General features: G+C 70.2%; 20 protein-coding genes. All 20 read left to right on the top strand.

Annotated elements, in window-relative coordinates; translation table 11 throughout:
- Window positions 1-44: 44 nt before the first annotated feature.
- Entirely contained in the window at window positions 45-869 is an 825-nt protein-coding gene (locus OH802_RS21600) for an amidohydrolase family protein (RefSeq protein WP_406021939.1), read from the top strand.
- Between the two features lie 89 nt (window positions 870-958).
- Window positions 959-1495: an MSMEG_0572/Sll0783 family nitrogen starvation response protein gene (locus OH802_RS21595; RefSeq protein WP_229787631.1), complete on the top strand. Its 537-nt coding sequence runs from the start codon at window positions 959-961 to the stop codon at window positions 1493-1495.
- Window positions 1496-1505: 10 nt separating this feature from the next.
- The gene (locus OH802_RS21590; protein ID WP_406021936.1) at window positions 1506-2585 is read left to right on the top strand and encodes an MSMEG_0568 family radical SAM protein; all 1080 of its coding nucleotides are present in this window, start codon (window positions 1506-1508) and stop codon (window positions 2583-2585) included.
- A complete protein-coding gene (locus OH802_RS21585; protein WP_406021934.1) occupies window positions 2582-3994 on the top strand; it encodes an MSMEG_0567/sll0787 family protein in 1413 nt (470 codons plus the stop codon). The genes OH802_RS21590 and OH802_RS21585 overlap by 4 nt, the downstream gene beginning before the upstream one ends.
- The gene (locus OH802_RS21580; protein WP_406021932.1) at window positions 3991-4902 is read left to right on the top strand and encodes a carbon-nitrogen hydrolase family protein; all 912 of its coding nucleotides are present in this window, start codon (window positions 3991-3993) and stop codon (window positions 4900-4902) included. Before OH802_RS21585 ends, OH802_RS21580 begins: the two co-directional genes overlap by 4 nt.
- Complete coding sequence (locus OH802_RS21575; RefSeq protein WP_406021930.1) at window positions 4895-5212, top strand: MSMEG_0570 family nitrogen starvation response protein; 318 nt, start codon at window positions 4895-4897, stop codon at window positions 5210-5212. The genes OH802_RS21580 and OH802_RS21575 overlap by 8 nt, the downstream gene beginning before the upstream one ends.
- Window positions 5209-6528: an MSMEG_0569 family flavin-dependent oxidoreductase gene (locus OH802_RS21570; protein WP_406021928.1), complete on the top strand. Its 1320-nt coding sequence runs from the start codon at window positions 5209-5211 to the stop codon at window positions 6526-6528. Before OH802_RS21575 ends, OH802_RS21570 begins: the two co-directional genes overlap by 4 nt.
- A gap of 42 nt (window positions 6529-6570) precedes the next feature.
- Window positions 6571-7425 (top strand): carbon-nitrogen hydrolase family protein, encoded by an 855-nt coding sequence (locus tag OH802_RS21565; protein WP_406021926.1) that lies wholly within the window; start codon window positions 6571-6573, stop codon window positions 7423-7425.
- The gene (locus OH802_RS21560) at window positions 7422-8507 is read left to right on the top strand and encodes an MSMEG_0565 family glycosyltransferase (RefSeq protein WP_406021924.1); all 1086 of its coding nucleotides are present in this window, start codon (window positions 7422-7424) and stop codon (window positions 8505-8507) included. Before OH802_RS21565 ends, OH802_RS21560 begins: the two co-directional genes overlap by 4 nt.
- Window positions 8508-8564: 57 nt before the next feature.
- Complete coding sequence (locus OH802_RS21555; protein WP_355017118.1) at window positions 8565-9287, top strand: FadR/GntR family transcriptional regulator; 723 nt, start codon at window positions 8565-8567, stop codon at window positions 9285-9287.
- Window positions 9284-10714 carry an amino acid permease gene (locus OH802_RS21550; RefSeq protein WP_406021922.1) on the top strand — a complete coding sequence of 477 codons (1431 nt, stop codon included), beginning with the start codon at window positions 9284-9286 and terminating at the stop codon, window positions 10712-10714. The genes OH802_RS21555 and OH802_RS21550 overlap by 4 nt, the downstream gene beginning before the upstream one ends.
- The gene (locus OH802_RS21545) at window positions 10711-11715 is read left to right on the top strand and encodes an asparaginase (protein WP_406021920.1); all 1005 of its coding nucleotides are present in this window, start codon (window positions 10711-10713) and stop codon (window positions 11713-11715) included. Before OH802_RS21550 ends, OH802_RS21545 begins: the two co-directional genes overlap by 4 nt.
- Window positions 11712-13175 carry an aspartate ammonia-lyase gene (locus OH802_RS21540; protein WP_406021918.1) on the top strand — a complete coding sequence of 488 codons (1464 nt, stop codon included), beginning with the start codon at window positions 11712-11714 and terminating at the stop codon, window positions 13173-13175. Before OH802_RS21545 ends, OH802_RS21540 begins: the two co-directional genes overlap by 4 nt.
- A 199-nt stretch (window positions 13176-13374) precedes the next feature.
- On the top strand, window positions 13375-13752 hold the full coding sequence (locus OH802_RS21535) for an SHOCT domain-containing protein (RefSeq protein WP_406021916.1): 378 nt from the start codon (window positions 13375-13377) through the stop codon (window positions 13750-13752).
- A gap of 101 nt (window positions 13753-13853) precedes the next feature.
- Complete coding sequence (locus OH802_RS21530) at window positions 13854-14624, top strand: hypothetical protein (RefSeq protein WP_406021912.1); 771 nt, start codon at window positions 13854-13856, stop codon at window positions 14622-14624.
- 119 nt (window positions 14625-14743) lie between these two features.
- Complete coding sequence (locus OH802_RS21525) at window positions 14744-15025, top strand: hypothetical protein (RefSeq protein WP_406021910.1); 282 nt, start codon at window positions 14744-14746, stop codon at window positions 15023-15025.
- Complete coding sequence (locus OH802_RS21520; protein WP_406021908.1) at window positions 15022-15246, top strand: hypothetical protein; 225 nt, start codon at window positions 15022-15024, stop codon at window positions 15244-15246. Before OH802_RS21525 ends, OH802_RS21520 begins: the two co-directional genes overlap by 4 nt.
- On the top strand, window positions 15243-15773 hold the full coding sequence (locus tag OH802_RS21515; protein ID WP_406021906.1) for a hypothetical protein: 531 nt from the start codon (window positions 15243-15245) through the stop codon (window positions 15771-15773). Before OH802_RS21520 ends, OH802_RS21515 begins: the two co-directional genes overlap by 4 nt.
- A gap of 224 nt (window positions 15774-15997) precedes the next feature.
- Entirely contained in the window at window positions 15998-18556 is a 2559-nt protein-coding gene (locus OH802_RS21510; RefSeq protein ID WP_406021904.1) for a LuxR C-terminal-related transcriptional regulator, read from the top strand.
- Window positions 18557-18713: 157 nt separating this feature from the next.
- Entirely contained in the window at window positions 18714-19262 is a 549-nt protein-coding gene (locus OH802_RS21505; protein WP_406021902.1) for a hypothetical protein, read from the top strand.
- The last annotated feature ends 12 nt before the right edge of the window (window positions 19263-19274 follow it).

Raw genomic sequence — 19274 nt, 5'->3', positions numbered from 1 at the left:
CAGGCGTAACCAGTCCGAAACGGCTGGGCCGAAGGCTTGATGCCATGACCAAGCCCCTCCACGACGCCCACCGCCACATCGGCCGGCTGCCGGCGTACCCGTTCTACGGAGGCCCGGCGATCACTGCCGACGTCACCGCGCGCGGCACCGTGAAGGAGCTGGTCGCCGATCTCGACGCCGATCGGATCGAGCGGGCGCTGGTGCTGCCGAACTACGGCGTGCCCGACCCGGACGCGGCCTTCGCCCTCAACCATCTGGCCATCGAGGCGGCCCAGAGCGACGACCGGATCCGGTGCGGCCTGTGGGTCTCGCCCAAGGCGACCGACTCGGCCCGCAACGACGCGGCCCTCGCCCTCGCCGGTGAGGAGGGAGTGGCCGCGCTCAAGACGAGCTTCCTGCTCGGCGGCCATCCCACCGACCCGGAGTGCCTCGAGCAGCTCGACAAGGTCTTCGCCGCCGCCCGTGAGCACGACCTGACCGTGCACGTGCACACCTCGCCCGGCGCTGCCTCCGACGTCGACCAGATCGGCACGCTCGTGGAGCGCTACGCCCGGGACGTACGTCTCCATCTCGTGCACCTCGGCGGCGGGATGAGCGGCCACATGAAGCTCATCGGTGGTCGGCTCTTCGACTGGATCGAGGCCGGGATGCAGGTCTACACCGACACCAGCTGGGCGATCGGCTTCGCGCCGGCCTGGCTGGTCCAGGAGATCGAGCGTCGTGGCGTCGGCCACGACCGCATCCTCTTCGCCACCGACGCGCCCTGGGGCGACTTCGCCGGCGAGCATGCCCGGCTCGCCGCCGCGGCCGGCGACGGCGAGCTCGCCGACGCCTTCTTCCACCACAACTTCTCAGCCCTCTACGGCTGAGACCGGCAGCTCGACTGCCGGCCACTCGTCAAGGACGACGAGCTCGCCCCCCACCCCGCATCGCCCATCCCACCTCTTTGGAGACCCCAGTGACCACTGACACCGCTGACATCGACGCCCAGATCGCCGAGAACATGGCCAAGTCGCTCGGCGAGATCCCGCACCCCTCGCAGCAGCCGGGCACCAACATCTACGGCTCGACCAAGATCTTCCCCGACTACCAGGCCGAGGAGGGAGAGACGTACTTCACCCTCGTGCACGGCATCCCGCACGAGTCCTCCGTCAGCTTCGTCGCCGTCCTGCAGGCGACTCGAGCGCTGCGCAAGGGCTTCGAGTCCGCCATCTACTTCTACGGTCCCGGGACGCTGGCGTGCATGGCCTCCCGTGGCTTCCCGACGATGGGCGACGCCGGGTTCCCCGGAGAGCTCAACACCAACGGCGCCATCGAGACGTTCATCAAGGAGGGCGGCACCGTCTTCTGCTGCCGCTTCGGGATGGGGCTCCACGGCCTGCGCGAGGAGGACCTGATCGAGGGCGTCGTGCCTTCGCATCCGCTCGACGTCCAGGACGCGCTGATCCACTACGCCCGCAAGGGCGCCATCATCAACTCGACCTACAACCTCTGAGGGCCCGGCCATGACCTCGCCGATCTCGTCCAGCACCCGCGTCGACGTCGCCATCCAGGGGATCCGCCTGCTCGACGCCCCGGTCGCCCGCCGCTCGGGCGCGGGGCCGAGCGACGACGGGCACGTCCTCCTGGACGGGGTCGGCGCGGCCATCCCGCTCAACCCCCGCAGCCCCTATTCCGTACGCGGCGGCAAGCTGCTCCTCGACGGCGCCGACACCGGTCTCGGCGTCGAGGCCGTCGCCCGGCCCCGCTTCTACGATCTGGTGACCGCCGACGGTGTCGGCTACGACAAGATCGCCCGCCTGCACTCGGCCAACGTGCTCGCCACCACCGTCGTGCAGACCTGTGCGCGCTACGCCGTGGAGGAGCGCTGCCGGTTCTGCGCGATCGAGGAGTCGCTGCGCCAGGGCTCGACGATCGCGGTCAAGCAGCCCGCCCAGCTCGCCGAGGTGGCCAAGGCCGCGGTCGAGCTCGACGGGGTGACCCAGATGGTGATGACCACCGGGACGTCCCGGGGCCGTGACCGTGGGGCGACCCATCTGGCTCGCTGCGTGCGCGCGGTGCGCGAGGCGGTGCCCGACCTACCGATCCAGGTGCAGTGCGAGCCTCCTGGTGACCTCGCCTCGATCCAGGAGCTGTACGACGCCGGTGCCCGTTCGATCGGCATCCATGTCGAGTCGCTCGACGAGTCGGCCCGGCTTCGCTGGATGCCGGGCAAGGGCGCGGTGCCGATGAGCGAATACCGGGCGGCCTGGGCCGAGGCGGTGCGGGTGTTCGGCTGGAACCAGGTCTCGACCTACCTCCTGGTCGGTCTCGGCGAGGATCCCGACGAGCTCGTCGCCGGCTGTGAGGAGCTCATCGCGATGGGCGTCTATCCCTTCGTCGTGCCCTACCGTCCGCTGGCAGGCACCCTCGCCAAGGACGTCGACGGCGTCGAGGCGCCGCCGCACGCCGACGTCTACCGGGTGACCTCCCGGGTCGCCGCGCTCCTGCGCCGGGCCGGCATGGCCGGCGCGGACCAGGCCGCCGGTTGCGCCTCGTGCGGCGCCTGCTCCGCACTCGGTGCCTGTGGCGAGGAGTCGGCATGACCGAGCTCCTCGACGACGTCATCCTCGCTGGTGCCGTACGCCGCTCGCCGAGCCTCGAGGGCTACACCGTGTTCCGGGCCGAGACCGCGGCCGACCTGGAGGCGTACCTCCGGCTGCGCCGGGAGGTCTTCGTCACCGAGCAGGGCCTCTTCGCGGGCTCCGATCTCGACGACGTCGACGACGACCCTCGGCGGATCGTGCTGCTCGCCCGCTCGGACGACGGTGAGGTCCTGGGCGGCGTACGTCTCCATCCGGCACAGCCGGATGAGCGCGATGTGGGCTGGTGGCGGGGGAGCCGGCTGGCGGTCAAGCGTGACGCACGCCAGCTTCTCGGTGTCGGTGCGGCGCTGGTCCGGGCGGCCTGCGCCGCGGCCGAGCAGGCCGGTGCGCTCCGCTTCGACGCCACGGTCCAGTCCCGGAACGAGGGGCTGTTCCGCAGGCTCGGCTGGATCCCGCGCGAGCGGGTCCACCTCCACGAGATGACCCATGTCGTGATGGAGTGGCCGGTCCGACGCATCCGGCAGCTGTCCGAGGCGACCAAGGCGCCGCTGGGCGACCTGGTCGGTGCCCTGGTGGGGCAGTCGACACCCGGATTCCGGGGTGACGACGGGGCTCCGGTCCCGGGAAGCGACCTGGTCGCGGCCTGCGACGCGATCCTTCCCGCGATGGTCGAGCGTGACCCCGAGTGGGCCGGGTGGTGCGCGGTCCTGGTCAACGTCAACGACCTCTCCGCGATGGGCGCGGAGCCGGTCGGGCTGCTCGATGCCATCGGAGCCCGCGACCCCTCCTTCGCCCGCCGGATCGTGCGCGGTCTGGCCGAGGCCGCGCGGGCGTGGGGCGTACCCGTCCTCGGTGGGCACACCCAGCTCGGCGTCCCGGCCGCGCTCTCGGTGACCGCTCTGGGACGCACCGAGCGGCCGGTCCCGGGCGGTGGGGGAGCGCCCGGTGATCTCCTCCGGCTGAGTGCGGACCTGGGCGGAGGATGGCGGCCCGGCTACCGCGGCCGTCAGTGGGACTCGTCCTCGCACCGCACCTCGGCCGAGCTGCGGGCGCTGTCCGGTGTCGTGCCCTCGCTGACGCCGACGGCGGCCAAGGACGTCAGCATGGCCGGAGCGGTCGGCACCGCGGGGATGCTGGCCGAGGCCAGCGGCTGCCGCGCGATCATCGACGTCGCCGCCGTCCCCACCCCACCCGCCGCCTCGACCGCGGACTGGCTCACCTGCTTCCCGGGCTTCGCGATGCTCACCGCGGAGGCGCCCGGCCGCACCGAGGTGCGGCTGCCCGGCTTCGTCTCCTCCGCCGTCTGCGGCGAGCTCGTCCCCGGCACAGGCGTCGGCCTGCGCTGGCCGGACGGCACCGTCACCGACGCCATCGACCACACCGTCACCGGACTAGGACCAGCGACATGACCACCAGCACTCAACCCGGCACCGCCGTGGCCGCCGTCTGCGCCGGCTTCGGCCGGGACGTGGACCAGAACCTCGCCCAGATCGGCGCGCTCATCGAGGACGCCCGGCAGGCCGGCGTCGGTCTGCTCGCCCTCCCCGAAGCCTGCCTCGGCGGCTACCTCTCCGTGCTCGGCGCCGGCCGCGACGGCAGCCACGATGAGACGCCCGAGGACCTCCCGCCCGTGATGGACATCGACGGCCCAGAGCTCCGGCGGGTCGCCGAGCTGGCCGCGGACATGACCGTGGTCGTGGGTCTGTGCGAGTCCGACGGTGCGGACCGCTACAACACCGCCGCCGTCGTCACCGGCGACGGCGTGCTGGGCGCCCACCGCAAGGTGCACCAGCCGCTCGGCGAGAACCTCTACTACGCGGCCGGGGACGGGTTCGGTTGCGTGGACACGCCGGCCGGCCGGATCGGCACCATGATCTGCTACGACAAGGCGTTCCCCGAGGGAGCGCGGGCGCTGGCCGTCGACGGCGCCGAGGTCATCGCCTGCATCTCCGCCTGGCCGGCCTCACGCACCGCCACCAGCGCCTCGATCGAGGACGACCGGTGGACGAAGCGGTTCAACCTCTTCGACGCGGCCCGGGCTCTCGAGAACCAGGTGGTCTGGCTGGCCTCCAACCAGCACGGGACCTTCGGCAAGCTCCGCTTCGTCGCCAACGCGAAGGTGGTCGGGCCGGGAGGCGACATCCTGGCAACGACCGGCGTCGAGGCCGGCATGGCCGTGGCCGAGCTCGACGTGCCCAGCGCCCTGACGACGGCGCGCCGGGCGATGTTCCACCTCCGTGACCGCCGGCCCGAGGCGTACCCCTCCACCCTGGCGACCGCCGAGCCGCTCTCCCCGGTTGGTGAGGGTCATGCCTGAGATGACCTTCACCGTGCGCTGGCCCGACGGCAGGGTCGAGGACTGCTACTCACCCTCGCTGGTGGTGCACGACCATCTGGTGACCGGCCGGACGTACGCCGTAGAGGACTTCCTCGACCGCAGCCTCACCGCCCTGGCCACCGCCTCGGAGCGGGTGCGGGCGAAGTTCGGCTTCGCCTGCACCAGTGCGATGGCGACCTCCGACCAGCTGCGTTCCTCGGCTGCGGCGTACGCGTCCGACCAGCGCGTCACCGTCCTCGCCATGCACCCGCCCCTTCCCGTCACCCCGAACCCGCAGGAGTCCCGATGACTGCCCACCGCACCACCGTCGCGATCGTCGGCGGCGGGCAGGCCGGCCTGGCCGCGAGCTGGTTCCTCGTCCGTGACGGGGTGGACCATGTGGTCCTCGAAGCGGGCACCGCCGGGCACGAGTGGGCCGACACCCGCTGGGACAACTTCACCCTCGTGACGCCCAACTGGCACTGCCGCCTGCCCGGCTACGAGTACGCCGGGTCCGACCCGGACGGCTTCATGACCCGCGACGAGGTGGTGGCCTGGCTCGCCGGCTACGCGCCGACCTTCGGCCCGCCGCTGCGCGAGCACACCCGGGTGACGTCGCTGACCCAGCGCGCGGGAGGCGGGTTCTTGGTCGATGCCGAAAGCCCCGATGGCGCCGAGACCTGGGAGGTCGAGCACGTCGTGGTCGCCACCGGCGGCTACCACGTACCGGTCGTCCCAGCCTGGGCGCCCGCGCTCGACCCCGCCATCGACCAGCTGCACTCGGCCGACTACAAGAGCGCCTCGCGGCTTCGCTCAGGCGGGGTGCTGGTGGTCGGCTCGGGCCAGTCCGGGGCACAGATCGCCGAGGACCTGCACCTGGAGGGACGCCAGGTGCATCTCGCGATCGGCGACGCGCCACGGGTCGCCCGGTTCCACCGCGGCCGCGACTGCATGACCTGGCTGGCCGAGATGGGCCTCTACGACACCCCGGTCACGAGCTACCCGGGCGGCCTGGCGGCGCGGGAGAAGACCAACCACTACGTCACCGGCCGCGACGGCGGACGCGACATCGACCTGCGTCAGTTCGCGGCCGAGGGCATGCGGCTCTACGGACGGCTCGCCTCCGGGGCCGGCACCGACGTCGTGCTCGAGCCGACGCTGCGGGATGCGCTCGGCTCGGCCGACGACGTCTACCGCTCGATCTGCCGCGACATCGACGCCCACATCGCCTCGCGCGACCTCGATGTCCCATCGGCGGAGCCCTACCGCCCGGTCTGGGAGCCGAAGTCGGACCCGACCGCCCTCGACCTCGCCGCTGCGGGAGTCTCGACGGTGATCTGGGCGATCGGCTACCGGCCCGACTACCGGTGGGTCCGGGTGGGTGTCTTCGACGGCACGGGACGACCGACCCACACCCGTGGCGTCACCGCGGTCCCCGGGCTCTCCTTCCTCGGCCTGCCCTGGCTGCACACCTGGGGCTCGGGGCGCTACCTCGGCATCGCCGCCGACGCGGAGCACATCGCGGGCACCATCACCGGCAACGGCCTCCGGACCGTCGAGCCCGCCGCCGAGCTGGCCCGGCGCCGCTCACCCGGCCCGCTGGACACCTCGGCGGCGGTCGCCTGAGGCATCGTCCACCCACGATCGAGGACGGATAGGTTGAGGAGCATGTCGAAGGTACGCATCGGGGCGGTCGCGGCCCACTTCGGACGCGATCTGCCGCGCGCGGTCGCCAAGCTCGAGGGGATCGTCGAGGACGCCCGGCGCAACGACGTACGCCTCCTGGTGCTGCCCGACGCGACCCTCGGTGGCTACCTCTCCGACCTGCGTCACCCCGACCCGCACGCGTTGCCGCCGGCCCTGAACGAGGACTCCTTCGAGATCGGCCGGATGATCGCGATGGCCGGCGAGATGGTGGTCTGCCTCGGCTATGCCGAGGAGGTCGTCGTCGACGGTCAGGCGCGGCTCTACAACTCCGCCGTCTGTCTCAGCGGTGACGGCGTGCTCGGGCGGCACCGCAAGGTGCACCAGCCCGCCGGCGAGTCGCTGGTCTACGCGGCGGGGGAGGGGTTCGCGGCCTTCGACACCCCGGTCGGGCGGCTCGGGATGCTCATCGACTACGACAAGACCTTCCCGGAGGCGGCTCGCACCCTCGCCCTCGACGGCGCCTCGGTGATCGCCTGCCTCTCGGCCTGGCCGGCCTCGGTCACCGACCGCGCCTCGCGGCTCCCGCAGGACCGCCAGTCCCGGCTCTTCGACCTCTACGACCAGGCCCGGGCCGCCGAGAACCAGGTCGTGTGGGTCTCGTCCAACCAGACCGGGGTCATGGGTGGGCTGCGGTTCCTGGGACAAGCCAAGGTGGTCGGTCCGGGCGGCGAGATCCTGGCCCGGACGACCTCCAAGGGCGGCCTGGCCGTCGCGGAGATCGACGTCGAGGCGGAGATCGCCCGGTCTCGGCGGGTCCTCCATCACCTCAAGGAGCTGACCCCGACGGCGTACACGTTCCCGGGGACCTCTCGATGAGGATCGCGCTGCTGACGTACTCCACCCGGCCCCGCGGCGGTGTCGTGCACACTCTGGCGCTGGCCGAGGCACTGGCGGCGCTCGGTGAGGACGTCCACGTCTGGACCCTCGGCCGCCACGGCGACACCGCGTTCTTCCGGCCGGTCGACCCCGCCGTCACGGTCCACGCGGTGCCCTTCGAGGCCCGCGACGATGAGTCGGTGGGGGAGCGGATCGTACGTTCCATCGACGTGCTGCGAGCCGCCTTCGCGCAGCAGCGGGACGGCTACGACATCGTGCACGCCCAGGACTGCATCAGCGCCAACGCCGCCCTGCCCTGCATCCGCACCATCCACCACCTCGACCACTTCACCACCCCGCAGCTCGCCGCCTGCCACGAGAAGGCCGTCGTCGAGCCGTACGCCCGGATCTGCGTCTCGCAATCGGTCGCGGACGAGGTCGCGGACGGATGGGGGTTCACGCCCACGGTCATCCCCAACGGCGTCGACGCCGCCCGGTTCGCGGCCGGAGCCTCCGACGCCGCCGGGCGGGAGGCCTGGCGGGCGCGGCTCGGTCGCTACGTGCTCGCCCTCGGTGGGATCGAGCCACGCAAGGGATCGCTCGACCTGCTCGAGGCGTACGCCGCGCTGCGCTCATCCGATCCCAGTCAGGCCGACCTGACGCTGGTCTTCGGCGGCGGGGAGACCCTCTTCGACTACCGCGACTACCGGGCGGCGTTCGACGCCCGGGCCCGCGAGCTGGACGTACCCGTCGTCATCACCGGAGTGCTCGAGGAGGACGAGCTCCCATCGCTGGTCGCCGAGGCCGGCGCCCTCGCGATGGTGTCGACCAAAGAAGGTTTCGGGCTCGCGGCCCTGGAGGCCCTGGCCGCGGGCGTACCCGTCGTCGCCCGCGACCTGCCCGTGCTGCGCGAGGTCTTCGGCGAGACCGTCGCCTACGCCACGACGCCGGCAGAGATCTCCCTCGCGCTGGGCAAGATCCTGGACACGCCGCCGGACCCGACCGGCGGGCGGGATCTCGCCGCCGGCTACACCTGGGCTCGCGCCGCCCGCGCCCACCGCGAGTTCTACAGCCGCATCTGAGGTTCCAGAGCCTTGCCGGGTTGACAGCCGCCGGTGACGCCCATCACACTCATCGCCATGAACCTGTCAGACAGGCAAACAGTCAAACCGATCCGGCGTGCCAACGCCATGGAGCTCGTCCTCGCCGAGCTGCGCTCGGAGATCGAGTCCGGCACCTTCCCCGTCGGCACCCGGCTGCCTTCCGAGGCGACCCTGGTCCGCGACCTGGGGGTCAGCCGCCCGGTCGTCCGCGAGGCGCTGCGGGCGTTGCAGGCGCTCGGCATGACGGAGTCGCAGACGGGGCGGGGCACGTTCGTGGTCTCCGACCGTGCCGCCGACAACCCGACATTCGGCAGCTACTCCGCACGCGACCTGGTGGAGGCACGTCGACATGTCGAGGTGCCGGCCGCCGGGTACGCCGCGGCTCGGCACAGCGGTGACGACCTCGACGAGATGCGCAGCCTGCTCGAACGGATGGAGCGCGAGGAGGACGGTGCGGTCTGGGTCGCTCTCGACTCGCTGTTCCACATCGCCATCGCCCGCGCGTCTGCCAACCCGGTCTTCGGCAAGGTGATCGAGGAGATCCGCGAGGCCCTCGCCACCCAGTCCGCCCTGCTCAACAAGCTCGACGAGACGCGGCGTACGGCCTCCGACGCCGAGCACCGCCTGATCGTCGACGCCATCGCCTCCGGGTCCTCGGACACCGCCGAGGCGGCGATGCGCGCCCACCTCGAGCACGTCGACGGCGCGCTCGAGGACATCGTCCGCGACCCCACCACCGACAGGAACACCGACCGATGACCCAGCCAACCTCCACCGGGACCGAGGCCCTGTCCCAGCCCGCCGACGCGGGCGACGAGGGCTACGGCAAGTCCCTGACGCCGCGCCACATCACGATGATCGCGATCGGCGGCGCCATCGGGACCGGCCTGTTCCTCGGCGCCGGCGGACGCCTGGCCAGTGCCGGGCCGTCGCTGGCGATCGCGTACGCCGCGTGCGGCCTCGTCGCGTTCATCGTCGTGCGCTGCCTTGGTGAGCTGATCCTCTACCGCCCGTCCTCCGGCGCCTTCGTCTCCTACGCCCGCGAGTTCCTCGGCGAGAAGGGCGCCTACACCGCCGGTTGGATGTACTTCCTGAACTGGTCGACCACCGGCATCGCCGACATCACCGCGATCGCGCTCTACGCGCACTACTGGTCGTTCTTCGCGCCGGTCCCACAATGGGTGCTTGCCCTGGGTGCCCTGGTGATAGTGCTGACGCTCAACCTGCTCTCGGTGCGACTGTTCGGCGAGATGGAGTTCTGGTTCGCACTGGTCAAGGTAGCCACGTTGGTGGTCTTCATGGCGATCGCGATCGTGCTCATCGTGACCCGGCACCCGATCGACGGCACCACCCCCGGACCCCAGCTGATCACCGAGCACGGTGGGATGTTCCCCGCCGGCATGCTCCCGATGGTTCTGGTCATCCAGGGCGTCGTCTTCGCCTACGCCTCCATCGAGCTGGTCGGCGTAGCCGCGGGTGAGACCGCGGACCCGCGCCGCGTCATGCCCCGGGCGATCAACACGATCATCTGGCGCATCGGCATCTTCTACGTCGGCTCGGTCGTGCTGCTCGCGATGCTGCTGCCCTGGTCGGCCTACTCCGCTGACGAGAGCCCGTTCGTGACCGTGCTGTCCCGGGTCGGCGTGCCGGGAGCGGGTGACGTGATGAACCTGGTGGTCCTCACCGCCGCGATGTCGAGCCTCAACTCCGGGCTCTACTCCACGGGCCGGATCCTGCGCTCGCTCGCCGCTGCGGGCACGGCTCCTCGCTTCGCCGCGGCGATGAACCGGCACAAGGTGCCCTACGGCGGCATCCTGATGACGGCCGGCGTCTGCGTCCTCGGTGTCGGGCTCAACTACGTCGTGCCCGCCCAGGCGTTCGAGATCGTCCTCAACCTGGCGTCGGTCGGCATCATCGCCACCTGGGCAATCATCCTGATCAGTCACACGATCTTCGTGCGCCGTAGTCGCACCGGCGAGGTCGAGCGTCCCGCCTTCCGGGTGCCGCGGTCGCCGGTGCCGCAGTTCATCGCGCTGGCGTTCCTCGCCCTGGTCCTGATCCTGATGTTCTTCGACCACGTCGGTCGGATCACGCTGCTCGCGATGCCAGTGCTGCTGGTGGCGCTGGTCGGCGGATGGTTCCTGGTCCGCGACCGGATCGACACCTCCACGTTGGATGCGCGATGAGTCAGTCCTACCTCACGCCGCTGATTGCCGACGCGGCTCCGATGCGGGTGCCGGCCCACGAGCCGCTGGTCGAGGTCTGGCGCGGCGAGATGGTCGAGGGCGTCCACCATGGCTCGGCCGTCCTCCTCGATCCCGACGGTCGGGTACGCCTCGCGGTCGGCGACATCGAGGCGGCGTTCTACCCGCGGTCGGCGGCCAAACCGATGCAGGCGGTGGCGATGGTGCGCGCCGGGCTCGACGTCAGCGACGATCTGCTCGCGCTCGCCGCGTCCAGCCACTCCGGCGAACCGCTCCACCTCGCGGCCGCCACCCGGCTGCTGGCCACCGCGGGCCTCGATGCCGACGCGCTGCGGAACCCGTCGGAGCTGCCGTACGACCCGGTCGAGCGCGAGGCATGGCTGCGTGCCGACCGGCTGCCCAGCCGGCTCGCGCACAACTGCTCGGGGAAGCACGCCGCGATGGTCGTGACCTGCGCGGCCGCGGGCTGGGCGCACGATCGCTACCTCGATCCCATGCACCCGCTTCAGGTCGCCGTCCGCGCCACCGTCGAGGACCTCACCGGGCAACGGGCCGCGACGGTAACCGCAGACGGCTGCGGCACCCCGCTCTTCGGGATCTCGCTGCACGGGCTCGCGCGCGCCGTCCAGCGCCTCGTGCTCGCGCCGGACGACAGCCCCGAGCAGCGGGTCGCGGCGGCGATGCGGCGCCACCCCGAGATGGTCGCCGGCAGCCGCCGTGACGTCACCACCCTGATGCGGGCAGTTCCCGGACTGCTGGCCAAAGACGGGTTCGAAGGGGTCCAGGTCGCCGCCCTGCCCGACGGCGGCAGCCTCGCGTTCAAGATCGCCGACGGCGCCGATCGGGCCCGCCTCCCCGCGCTGCTCGCCCTGCTGGTCGACAGCGGGGTCGCCCCCGACGTCCTGGCTCCGTTCGCTCCGACCGGCCTGCGCCCCGCCGGCGCGCTCACCCAGACCCACCCCGACCTGAGAGAGAAGCCATGACCCGACCGACCCGCCGCGAGCACGACCTCCTCGGCGATCTCGACGTCCCCGCAGAGGCGTACTGGGGTGTTCACACCGCCCGCGCTCGCGCCAACTTCGCCATCACCGGCACCACGATCGGCACCTATCCCCACCTGGTGAACGCCCTGACCGCCGTCAAGGAGGCCGCCGCGCTCGCCAACCTCGAGCTCGGCCTCCTCGACCCCGAGCGTGCTCGGGCCATCGCGTCCGCGTGCCGGGAGATCCGCACCGGCGAGCTGCACGATCAGTTCGTCGTCGACGTCATCCAGGGTGGCGCGGGCACGTCGACCAACATGAACGCCAACGAGGTCATCGCCAATCGCGCCCTCGAGCTGCTCGGTCACGACAAGGGCAGCTACGACAAGCTCCACCCCAACGAGCACGTCAACCTCAGCCAGTCGACCAACGACGCCTACCCCACCGCCGTCAACATCGCGACCATCATCGCGGTCGGTGCGCTGGCCGACGCCATGCGCGTCCTCGAGGACGCGTTCGCCGCGAAGGCCGAGGAGTTCGGCGGCATCCTCAAGATGGGACGTACGCAGCTCCAGGACGCCGTGCCGATGACGTTCGGCCAGGAGTTCCGCACCTACGCGGTGATGCTGGGCGAGGACCGGCTCCGGCTGCAGGAGGCCGTCACGCTTCTGCACGAGATCAACCTGGGCGCGACGGCGATCGGCACCGGGCTCAATGCGCCCGCGGGATATGCAGAGATCGCCCGTCGTCACCTGGTCGAGATCACCGGTCTGCCGCTGGTCACCGCACCGGACCTGATCGAGGCGACCCAGGACTGCGGGGCGTTCGTCCACCTGTCCGGCGTGCTCAAGCGGGTCGCGGTCAAGGTGTCCAAGACCTGCAACGACCTACGACTGCTCTCCTCCGGGCCGCGAGCCGGGCTCGGTGAGATCAACCTGCCGCCGGTCCAGGCCGGCTCCTCGATCATGCCGGGCAAGGTCAACCCGGTCATCCCGGAGGTCGTCAACCAGGTCGCGTTCGAGGTCATCGGCAACGACGTCACCGTCACCATGGCCGCCGAGGCGGGCCAGCTCCAGCTCAACGCGTTCGAGCCGGTCATCCTGCACTCATTGGTCGGCAGCATCACCCACCTGGCCGCCGCCTGCCGCGTGCTCGCCGAACGCTGCGTCCGGGGCATCACGGTCAACAGCGACCTGACCCGCGCCCAGGTCGAGCGCTCCATCGGGCTCGTCACCGCGCTCAACCCCGAGATCGGGTACGTCGCCGCGACCGAGATCGCCCGCGAGGCGCTCAGCAGCGGTCGTGGCGTCGCCGAGCTGATCCTCGAGCATGGCCTGATCTCACCCGAACGGCTCGCCCATCTGCTTCGGCCCGAGCACCTTGCGCACCCCGGCACCGCCGAGGAGCCCGGCATGCCCGAGTTGGTCGGTTCGGACGTCGGGGGTGCCGAACCAGGCGCGTAGCGCTTGTTCCTCGATCGCTGCCGAGGAGCGCCTGGTGCGGGGTAGGTCGGTTCCTGCAGGCCGAATGGAGCCAACGTTCACCCGTTGCGGGTGAAGGGAACTCATGCTGCAGCGCCAACCATGGGTCCATGCTGCTGAGCTGACCTCGGGTGCTGGCCAGCATTCTCTGCGTCATCCCGAATGAAGGAGAACTTCTCACATGAGCTTCTGGGACATCATCTGGTTCATCATCGTGTCCTTCGCCTTCGTGGCGTACCTGATGATCCTGTTCAACATCGTCACCGACCTCTTCCGGGACAAATCGGTCTCCGGTGGAATGAAGGCCGTCTGGATGATCGGTCTCGTCTTCCTGCCGTTCCTCATCGCCGTGATCTACCTGATCGTCCGGGGTAAGGGGATGGCGGAGCGCCAGAACGAGGTGGTCCAGCACGTCCGGGCGGCACAGGACGATTACATCCGCTCGGTCGCCAGCGCATCTCCCGCCGAGGAGATCGCCAAGGCCCAGCAGCTGCTCGATGCCGGGACGATCACCCCGGAGGAGTTCGCAGCCCTCAAGGCGAAGGCCATGGCCACCTGACCGGCCTCCGCGCCAGCGAGATCGTCATCGCGCTGTTCCTGGACCCAGTCGTCCGGCCGGGGTGATGCCCCGGCCCTCTCGGGGTGGAATCGTGACTGACCATGTCCACAAGCACCCAGCCACCGGGACTGCTCTCCGCCGAACAGCTCGGTGAGCTGCTCGAGCTGACCAAGCAGGCCGACAGCGTCGAGCTCAAGATGACCGTGCCGAATGCCGAACGACCACTGGCGGTGGCAGCCCTGGGGCTCGATCCGCTGGATGCCCAGATCCGGCAGGTGTACTTCTTCGACACCGCTGACCTTGCGCTCAACCAACGCGGGGTCGTTGTCCGCGCTCGTCGGATCCGGGGACGGAACGACGACTCCGTCGTGAAGGTGCGGCCCGTCAACCCGAGCGACGTCTCGACGGCGCGCAAGTCCAAGAGCCTGACCGTAGAGGTCGATGCGATGCCAGGAGGCTTCGTCTGCTCGGCCTCGATGAAGGCGACCTTTGGCCGCACCGACGTCAAGGAGGTCGCCGCGGGCACGCGCGCGATCCACAAGCTCTACACGAAGGAGCAGCAGAGCTTCTTCCGGGCCAACGCCCCTTCGGACCTCGAGCTCGATGCCCTGGTGCGCCTTGGCCCGATCACCGTCCTGAAGCAGAAGCTGAGACCGGAGGAGTACGCCGGCCGGCTGGTCGCCGAGCTGTGGCTCTACCCGGATGGCTCGCGAATCCTCGAGCTCTCCTCCAGATGCGCGCCCCTGAACGCCTTCCAGGTCGCCGCGGAGCTCAAGGCGTTTCTGGTCAAGCGCGGACTCGAGATCTCGGGCGACCAGCAGACCAAGACCACAACAGCGCTCGCGTACTTCGCAGGCGAGCTGACCGCGTAGCCGCGCCGGCGAGTCCGTGATCCTCATCCACCACGGACGACGCCTCGTCGCTGCTTCGGCATCAGGCTTGCTTCAGCTGTAGCGGCCAGGCACCGAGCGCGGGAAGTCGAGTTGAGATCATGGATCAGAATCCGCGGGAGCCGGTAGCCGCCGCTGCGGCCGATGCCCAGGCCTTCGAGATACGGGTCGCCGGACTGGTCCCGCAGCAGGTCCTGGTGCAGCTCGTCGACATCGAGTCCTCGTCGCGAGAGATGAGAACCGTGTTGATCTGCCGGTGTCGGGACCAAGCCGAGCTCCACGGGTTCCTCGCGAGACTTCGGACCTTCGGTCTCGAGGTCGTGGAGGTCCGACGGCTCATCACCGGGACCGCGGACGAGGAGCCGACCGGGGGTGACGCATGAGCGAGCCTGGGCCCGACGCAGGGGTCGTGTTCGAGCTGACCGTCGAAGGCGAGCTGGGTCCGGTGCTCCGTTGTGCGTTGCAACCGGACGCCGTGGAGCGGCAGCCGTGCACCGTCTTCCGAGCCACTGCCGGCGCGGGTCTCGGCGTGGCCGACCTCGTGGGCATGCTGGATGCGGAGGGGCTGACGGTGCAGAGCATCCGGGTGGCCGACCTCCGATGAACAGCGAGGATGTGGGGCGCGAGGTCAGCGAGCCGCAAGCGGGACAGGAGCCACGGCTCGGTCGCGGACCCAACGCGGTCGCCGGTGCCGTCTACGGCCTCGTCTCGATCATCGCCATCATCGCCGGGGCCTCACACTTCGACGACTCTGCCGGCCGAGTCCTCGCCTTCGCCGTGGTCTCCAGCTTCGTGATCTGGACCGTGCACGTCTACGCGTCGATCCTGGCCGGCTCGGGGTCGGAGGTCGCGCCGTGGCGCAGCGTACTCATCACGGGCGTGCGTCACGAGATCGGAATCGTGGAGGGTGTGCTCGTTCCGCTGCTCATCCTGCTCCTCGGAGCGATCGGGTGGGTCGAGGACGGACGTGCCATCGCCTGGTCCATGTGGTCCGGCGTCGTGCTCTTGGTTCTCATCCCGCTGTTCTGGCTTCGCCGGACGGGCCGCTCGTGGGCCCGGTCCCTGTTCGCGTCCGGGGCGTGTGGACTGCTCGGCCTGGGACTTACCTGGATGAAGGTCCTGCTGCACTGACCCACGCGTGCTGACACATACGGGCTATGTACGGCATCAGGAGGTCGTACTAACGTAAAGAGTTCCTCGGGACTGACGTTCCCCCTGTTCAATCCGTTGGGCGCTCTTGCGCTTTGGTTCGATCTAGGAGGCACGTCGACGAGATGGGACCTCACCCCGGCGATGGCTGGTTCGGCATCCCGACGGTTCCCTCGGGACATGTGCCGCGACCCCGCCTCCTACAGATGCTCGATCGCAGTGACGCCTGCCCGTTCGTGCTGGTCAGCGCGCCGGCCGGAACCGGGAAGACGGCCCTGGTGGCGGACTGGGTCGCGGCAGGCGGGGAGCGGGATCGCACAGCTTGGATCACCTTCGAGGGAACGGATGTTGCGTTCTGGCCCGGTCTCTTCGGGTGCCTCGAAGGCCTGGGCGTAGCGGTTTCACCCGATACGGCCCGCAGGGACGAGGGCCCGCTCGACCGCCAGGTTCGCCGGACGGTCGCGGAGGCGGTCTGCGGCCACCCGGCACGACTGACGGTCGTGGTGGACGGATACGACCTGCTCTCTGCGGACGTGGCCGAAGATCTGGACTTCCTGTTGCGACATACCGGCGACCGTCTCCGCCTGGTGATGGCGACGCGGGCCGATCCGGTGCTTCCGCTGTATCGGTACCGGCTCGATGCCTCGGTCGTCGAGGTGCGGATGTCGGACCTGGCCTTCACCGATGAGGAAGCCCGTGAGCTGACCCGGCGGGCGGGTCTGACCCTGACGCCGGATTCCGTGCACGCGCTCAACCTTCGGACGAAGGGATGGGCGGCCGGTCTGCGGTTCGGCGCACAGCTCCTTCGGCTGCGGGCGGATCCGGATCACGCCGTCGCGGAGATCGTCGGCGACACCGGGAACATCGCGGAGTACCTCGTGGGCGAAGTGCTGGCCGCCCAGAGCCCAGATGTACGAGCCCTGCTCCTGGCGACGAGCGTTCCCGACACGATCCAACCGGGACTGGCCGAGGCGCTCGCCGGCCCCACGGCCGAACGTACGCTGAACTTTCTGACCCGGGACAACGTGCTCATCGAGCCCGTATCCGGGCGTCCTGGGTGCTACCGCTACAACCCGCTCTTCCGGGATCTCCTCCGCGCCGTACTTGCCTACGAATCGCCTGATGAGATGAGGCACCTTCAGCGGACGGCGGCTGAGTGGTACGCCCGCGACGGTCAGATCACTGCGTCCGTCAGTCACTTCGTGGCTATCGAGGCCTGGGCAGAGGCGGCCGCAGAGGTGATCGACGACCTGGCAGTCGGCCAGCTGTTGCTCGACGACAGCACGAGTGTCTTGACCCAGTCGTTGCGGCCGATGCCGTCCGAGCTGGAGGACCCCGCCGCCACCGTCGTGAGAGCAACGCTCGCTCTAGGAGCCGGCGACACGACCGGCTTCGCCGACGAGCTGGCTCAGGTGAAGACCGAGTCGGGTGAGCGGACAGGCTCTCATCCCTGGGCCACCAACATCGCGGTCCGAGTGCTGGAAGCCGTCGGCGCGCAGACGTCGGAGAACCCGATCGAAGCGATGTCGCTCGCCACCGCGGCCGAACAGGCATTGGGCCCGCCAGACCGCGGGCCGAAGGGCAGCTCCCATCCCGAGCTCGACGCTCTCGTCATTCTCAGCAAGGGCATCGCGGCCCTGCGCCAGGGAAGGCTGGCCGCGGCCGACGCGATGTTCAAGTCCGGCGTCGCGGCGGCCGCGGGAGCCGGATCCGAGGCCGTTCAGGTGGAGTGTCTGGGCTATCAGGCGGTCATCGCCTGCTGCCGGGGCAAGCTCTCCAGGGCTGCGAAGCTCGGGACTCGAGCGATCGGTGCCGCCGAGCGAAGCGGTGCGAGCGCAGAAGACCGGTCGGCCGCGGCCCGGGTCGCACTTGGCTGGGTGGAGATGGAGCGGTACGACCTTCACGCCGCAGCCGATCACGTTCAGTCGGTCGAGCGGATGGACCTGCCGCTGCGGGATCCAGTTCCGCACGCCTTCCTGGCTCTGACCAGGGCGCGCCTCCAGGTGGCGCACGGTGACCGGCTGGGCGCACTCAGCAGGCTCGAGCAGGCGGCCGCCGGATTCGTGGACGAGCGTGGCTGGCTTGGTGAGCAGCTGCGCATCGAGCTCGCCCACGTCCGAGTCGCCGCTGGTGAGCCGGAGGCGGCGGCCGAGGTCGAGAGCCTCGACGGCGAGCCGGAGGCGGCTCTCGTGGTCGGGCTTGCGCAGCTGCAGCTGGGCGATCCGAATGCCGCCGACGCCGCGATGTCCACAGTCTTGTCCAAACGGGCTGCTGCGCCAGTCCAGGTCTCCGGCTGGCTGGTGGAGTGCGCACGTCGGCTCCACGACGGACCATCAGCGCGGGCACATGCGGCGCTCCACCAGGCCCTCACCCTGGCCTCGCAGGAACGCGTGCGACGCCCGTTCCACGAGGCACCCTCAGTGGTGCGGCAGCTGCTCGTGCGCGACAAGCAGCTGAGCGCTGAGCACGAATGGCTCTTCGAGATCTCGACGGCGCCTTCACGGAGGTTGTCCGTCCAGAAGGGTGCGCTGACCCCCGCCCCCGCGCACGCTCCCGTACCAGTGTTCGAAGAGCTCACGGAGAAGGAGTTGGAGGTCCTGGGTCACCTGGCGAACCTGCTCACCACCGAGGAGATCGCAGGCGTCATGTACATCTCCGTCAACACGATTCGTACCCACGTGCGCAACATCCTTCGGAAGCTGGGTGTCACCCGCCGGAACGCTGCGGTCAGGCGAGCGCGCGAGCTGCGGCTTCTTCCGCAGTGAGCCGCCGGTCGCAGTCCGTCCCGCGGATCCGGGTCATCCGCAGCGGATGAGGTGAGCGGAGCGGACGTCGTCCTAGCGTCGGAGGGCTGGACTCTCCAGCTCGATACCTGGGTCGTCCGGTGTGCTGTGGGCGAGTCAGGGGAACCCGGAGGTACCCGTGACCACATCGGACATCAGCGCCCCGCAGCCCGGGCTGAGCGTCGGACCGACGAGCGAGTTCAGCCTGTTCTTCCGAGTCAAACCGGGTGAGGCGGCGTCCCTGCGCAGTGCACTGTTGGCGCTCCAGGACACCCCCGGCTACCGGCCGGGCGACTACGGGATGGCGATCCAGACCATCCACGAGGCGCGATTCGTGCTGTTCGACGACGACACCCGGCTGGCGTTCATCACCAGCTTCGACGGCCCCTGGGACGCCTACATGGAGGACTTCTTCACCTCCGGTCCGACGCTGGCCCTCTTCGACGTGATCTTCAGCCACGTCGAGGGGTACGACGGACTGCCGGACGTCGCGGCCGTGCGCTCGTTCGTCCTGGGAGCCGAGCAGAGCGCCGCTGCGTACGCCCGCAACTACGGCGGCACGGTGAAGGAGATCCGCAAGGCGCAACGTGTCAACAGCGCCTTCCAGCAGGTCCTCGACCACCCGCAGGCCGGCGAGATCCTCGAGCACCCAGCGATGCAGCCCTTGCTCGACGAGGCCGGCGACTAGCCGCGCGAGCGG

It is taken from the genome of Nocardioides sp. NBC_00850 (assembly GCF_045207335.1).
GTDB lineage: Bacteria > Actinomycetota > Actinomycetes > Propionibacteriales > Nocardioidaceae > Nocardioides.
This window is presented reverse-complemented; position numbering and strand designations above follow the sequence as displayed.